The organism is Mycetocola sp. Y719, assembly GCF_056713205.1.
On the sequence record NZ_JBWYGY010000001.1, the window covers coordinates 228,934 to 243,345 of the forward strand.

Sequence of the window (14,412 nt, forward strand, 5' to 3'; positions counted from 1 at the left end):
CGGCTAGCGGCGGATGGCGTCGAGCACGGTGGCAGCGGTGACGCCTGAGCCCGCCGGGCTGGGGTGCAGCAGATCGGGAAGCAGAAGGGTGTCGGCGTCGGGGGAGTCGAGGTACGCCGTGTGCACGTCGATCGGCCGGATCGCCTGGTTCTCGGCGAGCCACGAGGTGACATTGTCGATCACCTCGGTGTGTGCGGCGGCCCACTGGTCGAACCTCGGGTTCTCGAGGATGGCGGCGTAACCGACCGACTCGGGCCAGTACCGTTCGACCTCGGCGACGAGGGCGGTCAGCTGCGGCCCCACCGTCTCCGGTTTCGGAACGTTGTTGAGGCCGTGGTTGAAGACCACGAGGTCGGGCTGCGCTGGCATGAGGGCGGCGAAGTGGTCGAGAGAGTACGCGCCGGTCTTGCCGCTCGCTGACCCGTTCCAGACGATGATCGGCGCGGATGCTCCGTCTTCGTTCGACCGGATCTCCGGCAGGTAGGTGTTGGTGAGGATGTCCCACGGGTGCTGGATCAGCGGGCGGTCGAGTTCCTCGGACAGCTCACGGAAGGCGAGGTCGACCCACTCGCCCGGCTCGTTTCCGGTCGAGTCGCCGATCACGGAGACGACGAACGGGCGGCCAGAATCTGTGAGGCGATCCCGGGCGTCGGCGAAGGAGACGAGGCGCGACCGGGGTTCCGCGGCGACCACGGGTCCGTCGTCGGCACCGGCCGATGTGCCCGCTGCCGGGCGCGGGAGTGTGGCGAAGGCGACGCTGACCAGCACCGCTCCGACGACGAGGACGGGGACACCGACCCTGAGGAGCACTGTCGACACGAAGCCGGGACGCCGGGATCCCCGGCGAAGAAGGCGTCGCGTCGTGCTCATGGGTCTAGGGTACGTGCCCGCGAGGGGTGCGAATGACATGTCACCACCTTTGGGGTGGCACGGGTCGATCCCCGGCGCATGCCGCGCGCCGGACAGGGTCGCAACCGGCCATTCAATAGACTGGCAGGGTGGCACACCGGGATAACCCAGAACCGAGCGACCGCATCCTGACGGTCCCGAATCTGCTGAGCTTTCTGCGCCTCGCGCTCGTTCCGGTCTTCCTCATCCTCCTGGTCGAGGGGGAGGACGTCGTCGCCCTGATCGTGCTCGCACTGTCCGGCTTCACCGACTTCCTCGACGGCTGGATCGCGCGCCGGTTCAACCAGGTGTCGAAGCTCGGCCAGCTGCTCGATCCGGCCGCCGATCGCCTGTATATCCTCGCCGCGCTGCTCGGACTGGGGTGGAGGGACCTCATCCCGTTGTGGCTCGTTGTGGTGATCATCGCCAGGGACATCATGCTGGTCGTGCTCGCCGCCGTTCTCGCGAAGATCGGGCACGGTGCCTTCCCGGTGAACTGGGTGGGCAAGTGGGCGACCGCGTGCCTGTTCGTCGGGCTGCCCCTGCTGATGCTCGCCGCTGCGTTCCCCGACACGGCGAACTACACGCAACCGTTCGGGATGATCTTCGCCGTGGTCGGAGCAATCCTCTACTGGTGGGCGGGTGTGCTCTATCTTGTCCAGACGGTGAAGGCATCCGGAAAACGCGAGGGACAGACCGGGTCGCGATCAGATACGCTGGAACCCTAGGAGGTACAGGTGTCATATCCCAACGAGCAGAATCCCCCCACAGGGGCGTTTCTGCGCGAGCCGGCTGCACACGATGATGCAGCGGGCGCCGCAAACGGTACAACCGCAAGTTTCAGTCGTGACCTGGCCGCCAGTCTGGCCAACGTCGACAGTGACATCAGCGCAGAGGAGCAGGAAGCGATTGCCGCCCTGCCCAGCGGTTCTGCCCTGCTGATCGTGCGTCGCGGCCCCAACTCCGGTGCCCGTTTCCTGCTCGACGCCGATGTCACGCCGGTCGGTCGTCACCCGGATGCCGACATCTTCCTCGACGACGTCACGGTCTCCCGCCGTCACGCGGAGTTCCTGCGCCATGGTGTGGCGTTCGAGATCAAGGACCTCAACTCGCTGAACGGCACCTACTTCGACGGCGTGCGTATCGACAGCGCACTGCTGAGCGACGGCGCCGAGGTGCAGATCGGCAAGTTCCGGCTGACCTTCTACCCGTCACGCCTCGACCTGCTTCCGCCCTCGGACGCCTAGACCGTGTCTGCTCAGGCAGCGCACCGCAGCTACGAGCGCGACCCCGGCAACGGCAAGACCCAGGCGGCGCCACAGCTCCTCAGCATCGGCCAGGTACTGGCGCGGCTGGCGAAGGAGTTCCCGGACCTCAGCAACTCGAAGCTGCGGTTCCTGGAGGAACAGGGACTCGTGTCGCCGTCACGCACCAAGTCCGGCTACCGCAAGTTCTCCCCGAAAGATGTCGAACGTCTCCGGCTCATCCTGTCGATGCAGCGCGACCATTACCTGCCGCTCAAGGTGATCCGCGGCCACCTGGCCGACCTCGACGCCGGGCGGGCGCCCGTTCTGCCCGGGGCTTCTCCCACAGGGCAGATCTCCACGATCATCCCGGCAGGACGGCGATATCAGCGCGACGACGTGCTCCGGGAGACCGGGGCGTCTGCCGCCCTCTTCTCGGAGGCCATCTCGGCATCCATCATCACGCCCGGCGACAGCTACGGCGAGGATTCGGTCCAGGTGCTCCGCTCGCTCGTTGCGCTTCAGCGGTGCGGCATCGAGCCGAGGCACCTCCGTGGCTACCGTGCCACCGCCGAGCGCGAGGTCAGCATGATCGAGAGCGCCCTGCTTCCCATCGCGCGACGCAAGGATGCCGCCAGTCGCGCGCGCGCCGCGGAACTCTCCGGTGAGATCGCCGGCCAGCTCGACGTGATCCGCGCCAGCCTGGTCCGCAGCGCGCTCGGACGGTTGACGTCGTAGACTGAACCCAGGCGCCGCGATTGTCACAGAATGATCACGGCCACCCGACACGCCGGACCGTTCGGTTCGGATGTCGTTGTAGAAGCCGACAGCCCTCGGTACCGTGGACTGTGCGGTACCGCCGCAGCAGATTCTTCAGAGGAGTACACGGATGAGCGAAATTCCCGCCAACGATAATCCTCGCTATGACCTCGGGCTGCTGTTCACCGACGGACTGCCCGAGATGGACGACCAGGCCGGCTACCGTGGCGCTGTCGCCGCGCGGGCCGCAGGCATCAGCTACCGCCAGCTCGACTACTGGGCACGCACCGGTCTCGTCGAGCCGACCGTGCGTGGTGCAGCCGGATCCGGTTCGCAGCGTCTTTACGGCTTCCGAGACATCCTCGTCCTCAAACTCGTCAAGCGTCTGCTCGACACCGGGATCTCACTCCAGCAGATCCGCACCGCCGTCAATCAACTCCGGGAGTCAGGGGTCAACGACCTCGCCCAGACCACGTTGATGAGCGACGGAGCCAGCGTCTACCTCTGCACGTCGGACGATGAGGTCATCGACCTCGTCAGCCGCGGGCAGGGCGTCTTCGGCATCGCCGTCGGCAAGGTGCTCCGCGAGGTGGAGACGAGCCTCATCGAGTTCGACTCGCAGGCTGCAGACCCCATGGACGAGCTCGCCGCTCGTCGCGCCGCGCGCTCCGCCTGAGTCCGCGCCGCCCGGTTATCCGCTCAGATCGGTCAACGCCGCACCCGATAGCGCAGGTGAAGCACCCGGTCGCCTTGAATCACCACGTCGGGATCCTCCAACAGGTGCTGCGCGTGAACCGATCCGAAGAACCGCTCGCCGGTCCCGAACACGACGGGTACGACGTCCATCCGCACCTCGTCGATCAGACCCGCGGCAATGGCCTGACCACCGACGTCGCCAGCGGCGACCTCGACGATGCGGTCACCCGCGAGTTCCTGTGCCAGGGCCACGGCTGCCTCGACGCCGTCGACGAAGTGAAACGGCGCCTCGGGGTTCCAGCCCTCGGGCTCCGGTCTGTGCGTGACGACGACCATGTGGTCGACCCCGCTCGGAGGTGTCCCGTCCCAGCCGTCCGTCATGTCGAAGACGCGGCGGCCGACGATCGTCACTCCGATCTGGTCCCAGTACCGCCGGGTGTAGTCGTAGGACGCCTGTGACACCTTCAGGAGACCGCTCTCGTCCAGCGGGACGTCACCGTTGGTCAGCCAGTCGAACAACGGTCCGGGCTGATCGTTCTCGTCTGCGACGAAGCCGTCGACCGAGACCGAGCTGTACATGACCACCGTGCCCACGGGGCCCTCCTTTGCTTGGGGTGGCCCCATTTTAGCGAGTCGTGCGTGACGGGCGCGCGACGTCGTCCGCGGATGCGAGGGATCGCTGCGCGACATCAGTGACCCATGAGTGAGGTGATCAGCTGGGACGAACCAGCGAAAGCAGCATCTCCGGTCGACGGCATCAGCTGCGCGAGGAGTCCTCGCCCGGAACTGATGCCCTCGCCGGAGTGGCTAGCGTGCGGCTTTGGCGGCGTCGGCGTACTCGCCGACGCGACCGGTCCGAAGAACGCGGTCAAGGAGCTGGTCGAAGTTCGACGCCATCTCCTGTGCGCTGTCGCCCGGCCAGATGTGCAGTGGCTTCGCCGCACCCTGCGCCTGCTGAAGCGATGTGCGCTCGGGCAGCTGAGGGCTGAGGACGAGGGGACCGAACATGTCGCGCAGTTCCTTGATCCGGAACTGGTGTTCCATGGACTGCGAACGCACGCGGTTGACGACGATTCCGAGGGGCTGGAGCCTGGGGCTGAGGCCCCTGCGGATCTCCTCGATGGCGCGAAGGGCGCGGTCGGCGGCTGCGACCGAGAAGAGGCCGGGTTCGGTGACGACGACGACGCGGTCACTGGCCGCCCACGCCGTGCGGGTGAGGGCGTTGAGGGAAGGTGCGCAGTCGATGAGCACGAGGTCGTAGTCGTCCTCGACGTGAGCGAGCGCCTCTTCGAGCTTCCAGATGTCGCGGATCGACGGGTGCGGGCCGTCGAAGTTGATGGCTGACGGGCTCCCGATCAGCACATCGATGGTTCCAGGGTGCGTCTTCGTCCAGCCGCTTGGCGCGATCGCCTGGCGGACCGTCTTCTCCTTCGGCGAGGCGAGTACGTCCGCGACATTCAGGCGGCCAGCGAGCGCGATGTCCATGCCTGTGGAGACATCCGACTGCGGATCGAGGTCGACGACGAGGGTCCGGACGCCCTTGGCGAACGCGGCGGAGGCCAGGCCAAGGCTGACGGTGGTTTTCCCGACGCCTCCCTTGAGGCTCGAGACGCTGAGTACGTGCACAAGTAGATACGTTACCTTCACTAAGCTGGGAGAACCTAACCGTTCCCTGTGCGCTGTGCTGCCAGAGAGGTCTGCATGTTCAAGAAAATTCTCGTTGCCAACCGAGGCGAAATCGCCATTCGCGCGTTCCGCGCCGCTTACGAACTCGGGGCAAAAACCGTTGCGGTCTTCCCATACGAGGACCGCAATTCCATGCATAGGCTCAAGGCCGACGAGGCCTACCAGATCGGCGAACCCGGACACCCGGTTCGTGCGTATCTGGACGTGGCCGAGATCATTCGCGTCGCCGTCGAATCCGGCGCAGACGCCATCTACCCGGGTTACGGCTTCCTCTCGGAGAACCCGGAACTCGCCGAGCAGGCTGCCGCAAACGGCATCACCTTCATCGGCCCGACGTCGAACGTGCTCGAGATGGCCGGCAACAAGGTCACGGCGAAGACGCACGCGATCGAGGCGGGCGTCCCCGTTCTCGCCTCGACCCCCGCGTCACGCGACATCGACGAGCTCCTCGCCGGGGCAGACGAGGTCGGCTTCCCCCTCTTCGCCAAGGCCGTCGCCGGCGGTGGCGGACGGGGCATGCGCCGGGTGGCCACGAAGGAAGAGCTGGCCCCTGCACTGGCAGAGGCCATGCGTGAGGCCGACAGTGCTTTCGGCGACCCCACCATGTTCCTCGAGCAGGCGGTCATCCGCCCGAGGCACATCGAGGTGCAGATTCTCGCGGATGCCGGCGGCGAGACCGTCCACCTGTTCGAGCGTGACTGCTCCGTCCAGCGCCGCAACCAGAAAGTCGTCGAGATCGCCCCTGCGCCGAACATCAGCGACGAGCTGCGCGCGAACCTGTACCGCGACGCCATCGCCTTCGCCAGGTCGATCGGCTACGTCAACGCAGGAACCGTCGAGTTCCTCCTCGACACGGCAGGAGAGCGCGCAGGCAAGCACGTCTTCATCGAGATGAACCCGCGCATCCAGGTCGAGCACACCGTCACGGAGGAAGTCACCGACGTCGACCTCGTCCAGGCACAGATCCGGATCGCGGCGGGCGAGAGCCTCGCCGACCTCGGGCTGACCCAGGACAAGATCCAGTTGCACGGCGCCGCGCTGCAGTGCAGGATCACGACCGAGGACCCGTCCCAGAACTTCCGTCCCGACACCGGCAAGATCACCACCTACCGCTCTCCTGGTGGCGGCGGCATCCGTCTCGACGGCGGAACGATCAACCCGGGTGCTCAGATCAGCCCCCACTTCGACTCGATGCTCGCCAAGATGACCTGCCGCGGCCGTGATTTCCCCGCTGCCGTCGCCCGCGCCAAGCGCGGACTGGCCGAGTTCCGCATCCGCGGTGTCTCCACCAACATCTCCTTCCTGCAGGCCGTGCTCGAGGATCCGTCGTTCGTGGCAGGCGACTTGAGCACGTCATTCATCGACGAGCGCCCGCAGCTCGTCCGTGGCCGGGTCTCGAAAGACCGCGGAACGAAGATCATGAACTGGCTCGCCGACGTCACGGTGAACCAGCCGCACGGACCCCGCCCGACGAACTTCCACCCGGCCGAGAAGCTGCCGGCGATCGATCTCAGCCAGCCAGCACCCGCCGGTGCCAGGCAGCGGCTCCTCGAGCTCGGACCACAGGGCTTCGCCCGTTCCCTTCGCGAGCAGACCGCCCTTGCCGTCACCGAGACCACCTTCCGCGACGCCCACCAGTCGCTCCTGGCCACACGCGTGCGCACCCGTGACCTGCTCGCAGCGGCACCGCACGTCGCCAGGCTCACACCCGAGTTGCTCTCGGTCGAGGCCTGGGGCGGCGCCACCTATGACGTGGCGCTCCGGTTCCTCGGCGAAGACCCGTGGGAGCGGCTGTCGAGCCTCCGTGAGGCCCTGCCGAACATCAACATCCAGATGCTCCTCCGTGGGCGCAACACCGTCGGTTACACGCCGTATCCGACGGCGGTGACGGATGCCTTCGTCCGCGAGGCCGCAGACAGTGGCGTCGACATCTTCCGCATCTTCGACGCGCTCAACGACGTCAACCAGATGCGCCCCGCCATCGAGTCGGTGCTCGCAACGGGAACGACCGTGGCCGAGGTCGCCGTCTGCTACACCGGTGACCTGCTCGACCCGGCCGAAGACCTGTACACGCTCGACTACTATCTCCGGCTCGCCGATGAGATCGTCTCTGCGGGTGCCCACATCCTCGCCATCAAGGACATGGCAGGGCTGCTCAGGCCTGCAGCGGCCGCCCGACTGGTCTCGGCATTCCGCGACCGGTTCGACGTTCCCGTCCACGTGCACACCCATGACACCGCGGGCGGGCAGCTCGCCACCCTGCTGGCTGCCAGCCAGGCCGGCGCTGACGCCGTCGACGTGGCCAGCGCGCCGATGGCAGGGACGACGAGCCAGCCGTCGGCATCCGCCCTCGTCGCCGCCCTTGCGCACACCGAACGGGACACGGGCCTCTCGCTGAAGGCCGTCACAGACCTCGAGCCGTACTGGGAAGCGGTCCGCCACATCTACAAGCCGTTCGAGTCAGGTCTTCCCGGCCCGACCGGCCGGGTCTACCGCCATGAGATCCCGGGCGGCCAGCTCTCGAACCTGCGTCAGCAGGCCATCGCACTCGGACTCGCCGACCACTTCGAACTGATCGAGGACATGTACGCGGCCGCGAACAGCATCCTCGGGCGTGTGCCGAAAGTCACGCCGTCGTCGAAGGTCGTCGGCGACCTCGCCCTCTACCTCGCGGCCGTGAAGGCAGACCCGGCCGACTTCGCCGAGAACCCCGACAAGTACGACGTGCCGGATTCGGTCGTCGGTTTCATGGCCGGGGAACTCGGAGACCTTCCGGGCGGCTGGCCTGAACCGTTCCGCAGCAAGGTCCTCGCCGGGCGACACATCGACATCGAGGTGGCTCCGCTCAGCGACGACGACCAGAAGCTGCTCGACGGAACATCGCTCGAGCGTCGCTCGACGCTCAACCGCCTGTTGTTCCCTGCGCCGACCAAGCAGTTCGAGCACGTGCGCGAGACCTATGGGGACCTCTCCGTCGTCGACACCATCGACTACCTGTATGGGCTGGAGCCCGGCGCCGAGCACGTGATCGAGATCGGGAAGGGCGTGCGCCTGTACGCCGGCCTCGAGGCGATCGGCGAACCGGACGACAAGGGCATGCGCACCGTCATGACCACCCTCAACGGCCAGCTGCGCCCTGTCTTCATCCGAGACACGAGCATCAAGGTCGAGACGAAGGCGGTCGAGAAGGCCGACACGTCCAAGCCGGGTCAGGTCGCCGCTCCGTTCTCCGGAGTGGTGACGCTCAAGGTCCAGGAGGGCGACGTCGTCGAGGCCGGCGACGCGGTCGCGTCGATCGAGGCCATGAAGATGGAAGCGGCGATCACGACAGCGATCTCCGGCCGGATCCAGCGCCTCGCCATCCCCGGCACCCAGCAGGTGGAGGCCGGCGACCTGATCGTGGTGGTACAGCCGGGGGAGTAGCCGGCGTGTCGGGATTTCCGGGCACCCGCCTAAACTTGAGGTCGAACCCGAACGAAGGGGGTAGCTCTCATGGCTCCCACCAAACCAGGCGGCGGCTCCCCGCGTCACACCACTGACGACCTCGTCGAGCCCAGGCTCGACGACGGCGGCGTCGACACGGCCGCGCTCGACGTCGTCGGATCCCCGGCGACGGTGACCGTGCAGCTCCCTGCTGCGCCGATCCACGACATCCCCGAGGACGAGCAGGCGGTCGCCATCGACGACGTCGCCGTGAACCCTGACTCCGAGCAGCCGGTCACCCGGTCGGTCGAGGTCATCGCCACGGTCGTCACCGTGCCCGCGGCGGAGGAATCTCCCAGTGTCAGCGCCACGCGCTACCAGACCGGCGCCCCTGAGTCGTCAGCGCAGCTCACGAGCGAACGCCTGCTCGAGGGAACCCCGGCGACTCGCGTGCCCCCGGAGGGCCGGTGGCAGCGCCTCGTCTACGACCTGACCGGGCAACGGCTGAACCTCGGCGACTCGGCCGAAGTGACGGCACGCAAAGACCTCGACCGTCGCATCCGCCGGTCCTTCGAGGGCGGGGCGCGCTTCGTGCCCGTGCTGACCAGGAAGGGCGGCGTAGGCAAGACCACGGTCACAGCGCTCCTCGGGATGGCCCTCGCGGATTCCCGCGACGACCGCACCATCGCGATCGACGCCAACCCCGACCGCGGGACACTGTCCGAACGGATCGCCCAGCACACCGACTTCACGGTTCGGGACATCGTGCGAGATGTCGACAGCATCACCGGCTACAACGAGTTCTCCTCACACGTCGCTCGCGACGAGACCAGACTCGACGTCCTCGCGTCTGACGCGGACCCCCACCTTGCCGAAGCGTTCAACGAGAACGACTACGACATCGTCGCCGACCTGGCCGCCCGGTATTACTCGCTCGTCCTCACCGACTGCGGCACCGGCATCGTGCACTCCGTCATGAGGGCGACGCTGGCCCGCGCAGACTCCGTCGTCATCGTCTCCGGCTCGAGCGTCGACGAAGCCAGGCTGGCCTCTGAGACGCTGACCTGGCTCGAGCAGAACGGCTACGAGCACCTCGTGACCAATGCCATCGTTGCTCTCAACACGGCGACGCAGGGCTCCCACATGGTCAGGCTCGATGAGATCGAGAGCCACTTCCAGTCCCGGGTGCGCGAGATCGTGCGCATCCCCTACGACCCTCAACTCGCTGCCGGCGCGGCGATCACGTTCCGTGACCTCCGTCCGGTGACGCGCCACGCTGCCCGCACACTCGCCGCCCTCGTCGTCGAGGGCATTCCCTCGCGGCGCCCATGACCGCACACCACACCGAAAGACACCAGTGACAGAACGACAGATCCGCATTTTCGGGGACCCGGTCCTCAAGACCGTTTCCGAACCGATCGGAGACATCGACGATGGCGTCCGCGGCCTCGTGGACGACCTGCTCGACAGCGTACGTCCGCCAGGGCGGGCCGGAGTGGCCGCCAGCCAGATCGGGGTGAACCTTCGGGCATTCAGCTACAACATCGACGGCGACATCGGCTACATCCTCAACCCGGTCATCGTCGAGACGCAGGGGGAGAAGGAACCCGTCGACGAGGGATGCCTTTCTGTCCCGAATCTCTGGTACCCGACACCGCGCTACCCGTTCGTGCGCGTCACCGGCCTCGACCTGGACGGCAACACGATCGAACTGAGCGGCACAGGACTGCTGTCGCAGGCGCTGCAGCACGAGATCGACCACCTCGACGGACTGCTCTACCTCGACCGCCTCGAGAAAGAGAACCGCAGGGCCGCCATGAAAGAGATCCGCGAGAGCGACTGGTTCTAAGCCGTATGGCCTGGCCTGACAGGCGCAGGCGACAACAAGAACGCCGGCCGGTTCCGAACCCCGATGGGAACGGAACCGGCCGGCGTCTTCGGTCCGTCGGGGCCTAGCCGAGCGGGATGCCCTGCGTGGGGGCGTCAGCGTACAGCTTGTCGATGTCCGGTGCGAAGTCCTTGAGGATCACGTGGCGCTTGATGCTGAGCTTCGGCGTCAGGTGACCACTCGCCTCGGTGAATTCTGTCGGGAGGACAACGAACTTGCGGATGGATTCGGCGCGCGACACCCGGGTGTTCGCCGCATCGATCGCCCGCTGGATCTCGGCGAGCACAGCCGGGTTCTTCGTGGCCTGGTCGAGGCTGAGCGACGCGTCCTGGCCGTTGTTGCCGAGCCAGGTGCCGATCATTTCCGAGTCGAGGGTGATGAGCGCGGAGATGAACGGGCGCTGGTCGCCGACGACGACGACCTGGCCGACCACAGGGTTGGACCGGATCGGGTCTTCGAGGGCGGCGGGTGCGACGTTCTTCCCGGCAGCCGTGACGATGATCTCCTTCTTGCGACCGGTGATCGTGAGGTTGCCGTCCTTGTCGAATGCACCCAGGTCGCCTGTGCGGAACCAGCCGTCGTTGAACGATTCGGCGGTGGCCTCGGGGTTCTTCCAGTACTCCTTGAAGACGTTGATTCCCTTGACCTCGATCTCGCCGTCGTCGAGGATCCGGATCGAGACACCGGGCATCGCCGGTCCGACCGTGCCGATCGGCGTCTTCCCCGGACGGCCGACAGAGGCGGGCGCCGTGGTCTCGGTGAGTCCGTAGCCTTCGAGGATCTCGATACCGAGGCTGTGGAAGAAGTGGCCGAGCCTCTGTCCGAGCGGCGCAGACCCCGAGACGGCGTATTCGACGTTGCCACCCATTGCGGTCCGCAGCTTGCCATAGACGAGCCGGTCGAAGAGCGCGAACTGCAGCTTCAGCCCGAGAGGGATCGAGCCGCCCTTCTGCTTCGCGATCGAGTGCGCGACGGCGACGTCTGCTGCCTTGCGGAAGATCTTGCCTTTGCCCCCTGCCTCCGCCTTCTGCTCGGCCGAGTTGTAGACCTTCTCGAATACGCGAGGCACGGCGAGGAGGTAGCTGGGCTTGAACGACCCGAGCGACGGCAGCAACTGCTTCGTGTCCGGCTGGTGACCGGTCTTCACGCCTGCGTGCACGTTGAGCACTGAGATGAATCGCGCGAAGATGTGCGCGAGCGTGATGAACAGCAGGGTTGATGCCCCGTTGGGGCCGTCGACGACCTCGCGGAGCGCGACGGCCGAGTTGCGTGACAGCTCGACGAAGTTCGAGTGGGTGATGACACAGCCCTTGGGCTTCCCGGTCGAACCCGAGGTGTAGATGAGCGTCGCGATGTCCGAACCGACGGCGAGGTTGCGCCTGCGCTCGATCTCTTCGTCGGAGACGGATGTCCCTGATGCTGCGAGCTTGTCGAGGTCGCCGAGCGCGATCTGCCACACGTTCTGCACCAGGGGCACGTCCGGGTGGACCTCGTCGAAGCGCGCGAAGTGGTCGGCGGTCTCGACGATCATGGCGACCGCGCCGGAGTCGGTGAGGTTCCACTGCACCTGGCTGGGAGAGCTGGTCTCGTAGACGGGAACGAGGATGGCGCCGGCGAACCAGGTCGCGAAGTCGATCAGGGTCCATTCGTAGCTGGTCTTGGCCATCAGGCCGATCTTGTCGCCAGGCTGGATCCCGGCGGCGACGAGGCCCTTCGCGAGGGCGACGACCTGGCGATGGAACTCGGCGCCGGAGACATCCACCCATCCTCCGTTCCTGGGGAGGGCGAAGAGGGGTGCGTCAGGCGTCTGCCTGACCCGGTCGACGAGGAGGTCGGTCGCATTGGCGTTCGGATCGGCGGCGACGACGGCGGGGACTTCGAACTGTTGCAAGGTAACTCCTTTGGTACCTGTAGGGGCAAGGTACGTCCTACTCTAGAGGGCGCGCTGCCGCCGATCCCGATCAGATGGCGGGACTTGGGCCGGATCACTAAACTGGCACGGGCCGCGAGGATCGTTGTTGTGGCTTTCGACAATTCACCCCGACCCCGGCCCTGGAGGTTTTTCGCGTGCACGCCATTGGCATCGACATCGGCGGGACCAAGATCGCCGGCGCCCTGGTCGACGATGACGGTGTCATCGTCGCCGAAGCACGCGTTCCGACTCCGGCCGGCCCGACCCAGCTGATCGAGGACGCCGTCGTCGAGATGGTGGCCCGTCTGGCATCCGGTCGCGAGGTCGAGGGTGTCGGGGTGGCAGCCGCAGGGTTCATCGACGCCGCCCAGTCGACCGTCTATTACGCACCGAACATCAACTGGCGTAACGAGCCGTTCCAGGCGCGGCTGTCCGCTCGCATCGACCTGCCGATCGTCATCGAGAACGACGCCAACGCCGCAGGCTGGGCCGAGTTCCGATACGGCGCCGGACGCCTGTACAGCGATATGGTCATGCTCACGATCGGCACGGGGGTCGGCGGTGCGATCGTCACCGAGGACCGCCTTTTCCGAGGCGGCTTCGGAGCAGGCGCCGAACTCGGCCACCTGCGCCTCGTCCCTGATGGCCTGCCGTGCGGCTGCGGCCAGCACGGCTGCCTCGAGCAGTACGGATCAGGGCGCGCGCTGTTGCGGATGGCGAACGAGTTGGCGGATGCCGGCGGCATCGGCCAGGCTCTCGCCGAACGGCGTGCGGTCACCGGCGTCCTCGCCGGACACGATGTCTCCGACCTGATCAGCGCCGGTGACGGCGGTGCACTCGCCGCCGTGCGCCAGCTCGGCAACTGGCTCGGCCAGGGCTGTGCTTCGCTCGGAGCCGTCCTCGACCCCCAGCTGTTCGTGTTCGGCGGGGGAGTGGCGCAGGTCGGGGAACTGATCCTCGAGCCGATCCGCCACGCCTACCTCGATCACCTGCCTGCGAGGGGATACCATCCCGAACCGGAGTTCCGCATCGCAGAACTCGTCAACGACGCCGGTGTCGTCGGTGCGGCCGATCTCGCGCGGGTCGCCGCCCGTCGCTCCGCCCCCGCGAACAGCGCATAGAGGATACTGGGACAACGATGTTCTATTGGTTCATGAAGTACCTGGTGGCGGGGCCGCTGCTGAAATCCGTGTTCCGGCCCTGGGTGATCGGCCAGGAGAACGTCCCACGCACGGGTGGCGTGATCATGGCGTCGAACCACCTCTCGGTCATCGACTCGGTCTTCCTGCCCCTCTATCTCGACCGCCGGATCTCCTTCCTGGCGAAGAGCGAGTACTTCACCGGCAAGGGCCTCAAGGGCTGGGTGACGCGGGTGTTCATGAAGGCGACGGGCCAGTTGCCGATCGACCGCTCGGGGGGCAAGGCGTCAGAGGCATCCCTGAACACGGGTTTGCGCGTGCTCGGTGGCGGCGACCTCCTCGGGATCTATCCGGAGGGCACGCGGAGCCCGGACGGCAAGATGTACAGGGGCAGGACCGGGGTGGCCAGGATGGTCCTCGAGGCCGGAGTCCCCATCGTCCCGATCGCGATGATCGACACGGAGAAGATGATGCCGATCGGCAGGAGACTCCCTCGGATCCGCAGGATCGGGATCATCATCGGCGAGCCGCTCGACTTCAGCCGGTTCGAGGGGATGGAGGGTGATCGCTTCATTCTGCGCTCGATCACGGATGAGCTGATGTACGAAATGCAGCGGCTCAGCAAGCAGGAATACGTCGACGTGTACGCCACGAGCGTGAAGGAAAAGGCGCCAACTCTTTCGCGGTAGGGTTGAAAAATCGGGCTGCATCGCGGCTCGAATCCCCTCACGAAGAGAAACAGGAAGCGTTCCGTGGTAGATCCAACTGATCCGGTGG

At 66.6% G+C, this 14,412-nt stretch carries 13 protein-coding genes; 9 read left to right on the forward strand and 4 right to left on the reverse strand.

Annotation, left to right across the window (positions count from 1 at the left end; genetic code table 11):
* Positions 1–3 precede the first annotated feature (3 nt).
* A complete protein-coding gene (locus tag AC1M0F_RS00965; protein ID WP_480236341.1) occupies positions 4–870 on the reverse strand; it encodes an SGNH/GDSL hydrolase family protein in 867 nt (288 codons plus the stop codon).
* 128 nt (positions 871–998) lie between these two features.
* Between AC1M0F_RS00965 and pgsA the strand changes: the two genes are divergently transcribed.
* The 4 genes from pgsA (at position 999) to AC1M0F_RS00985 (ending at position 3,567) form a co-directional block, all read left to right on the forward strand.
* Positions 999–1,616: a CDP-diacylglycerol--glycerol-3-phosphate 3-phosphatidyltransferase gene (gene pgsA, locus AC1M0F_RS00970; RefSeq protein WP_480236342.1), complete on the forward strand. Its 618-nt coding sequence runs from the start codon at positions 999–1,001 to the stop codon at positions 1,614–1,616.
* Between the two features lie 51 nt (positions 1,617–1,667).
* Positions 1,668–2,135 carry an FHA domain-containing protein gene (locus AC1M0F_RS00975; RefSeq protein WP_480237333.1) on the forward strand — a complete coding sequence of 156 codons (468 nt, stop codon included), beginning with the start codon at positions 1,668–1,670 and terminating at the stop codon, positions 2,133–2,135.
* A gap of 3 nt (positions 2,136–2,138) precedes the next feature.
* Positions 2,139–2,870, forward strand: coding sequence for a transcriptional regulator FtsR (gene ftsR / locus AC1M0F_RS00980; protein ID WP_480236343.1), 732 nt, complete (start codon positions 2,139–2,141; stop codon positions 2,868–2,870).
* Between the two features lie 151 nt (positions 2,871–3,021).
* Positions 3,022–3,567, forward strand: a complete 546-nt coding sequence (locus AC1M0F_RS00985; RefSeq protein ID WP_480236344.1) for a MerR family transcriptional regulator — start codon at positions 3,022–3,024, stop codon at positions 3,565–3,567.
* Between the two features lie 32 nt (positions 3,568–3,599).
* On the opposite strand, the gene AC1M0F_RS00990 is transcribed toward AC1M0F_RS00985, so the two are convergent.
* The gene (locus AC1M0F_RS00990; RefSeq protein ID WP_480236345.1) at positions 3,600–4,181 is read right to left on the reverse strand and encodes a dihydrofolate reductase family protein; all 582 of its coding nucleotides are present in this window, start codon (positions 4,179–4,181) and stop codon (positions 3,600–3,602) included.
* A gap of 213 nt (positions 4,182–4,394) precedes the next feature.
* Positions 4,395–5,213 (reverse strand): ParA family protein, encoded by an 819-nt coding sequence (locus tag AC1M0F_RS00995; RefSeq protein ID WP_480237334.1) that lies wholly within the window; start codon positions 5,211–5,213, stop codon positions 4,395–4,397.
* Between the two features lie 75 nt (positions 5,214–5,288).
* Here AC1M0F_RS00995 and AC1M0F_RS01000 point away from each other — a divergent pair, with 75 nt between their 5' ends.
* The 3 genes from AC1M0F_RS01000 to def all read left to right on the forward strand — a co-directional run bounded on the left by AC1M0F_RS01000 (position 5,289) and on the right by def (position 10,545).
* Positions 5,289–8,696 (forward strand): pyruvate carboxylase, encoded by a 3,408-nt coding sequence (locus AC1M0F_RS01000; protein WP_480236346.1) that lies wholly within the window; start codon positions 5,289–5,291, stop codon positions 8,694–8,696.
* A 69-nt stretch (positions 8,697–8,765) separates the two neighbouring features.
* Positions 8,766–10,028: a MinD/ParA family ATP-binding protein gene (locus AC1M0F_RS01005; protein WP_480236347.1), complete on the forward strand. Its 1,263-nt coding sequence runs from the start codon at positions 8,766–8,768 to the stop codon at positions 10,026–10,028.
* 25 nt (positions 10,029–10,053) lie between these two features.
* Positions 10,054–10,545 (forward strand): peptide deformylase, encoded by a 492-nt coding sequence (gene def, locus AC1M0F_RS01010; protein WP_480236348.1) that lies wholly within the window; start codon positions 10,054–10,056, stop codon positions 10,543–10,545.
* A 103-nt stretch (positions 10,546–10,648) separates the two neighbouring features.
* On the opposite strand, the gene AC1M0F_RS01015 is transcribed toward def, so the two are convergent.
* Positions 10,649–12,475, reverse strand: coding sequence for an AMP-dependent synthetase/ligase (locus AC1M0F_RS01015; RefSeq protein WP_480236349.1), 1,827 nt, complete (start codon positions 12,473–12,475; stop codon positions 10,649–10,651).
* A 176-nt stretch (positions 12,476–12,651) separates the two neighbouring features.
* Between AC1M0F_RS01015 and AC1M0F_RS01020 the strand changes: the two genes are divergently transcribed.
* The gene (locus AC1M0F_RS01020; protein WP_480236350.1) at positions 12,652–13,617 is read left to right on the forward strand and encodes an ROK family glucokinase; all 966 of its coding nucleotides are present in this window, start codon (positions 12,652–12,654) and stop codon (positions 13,615–13,617) included.
* A gap of 17 nt (positions 13,618–13,634) precedes the next feature.
* Complete coding sequence (locus tag AC1M0F_RS01025) at positions 13,635–14,324, forward strand: lysophospholipid acyltransferase family protein (RefSeq protein ID WP_480236351.1); 690 nt, start codon at positions 13,635–13,637, stop codon at positions 14,322–14,324.
* Positions 14,325–14,412 lie beyond the last annotated feature (88 nt).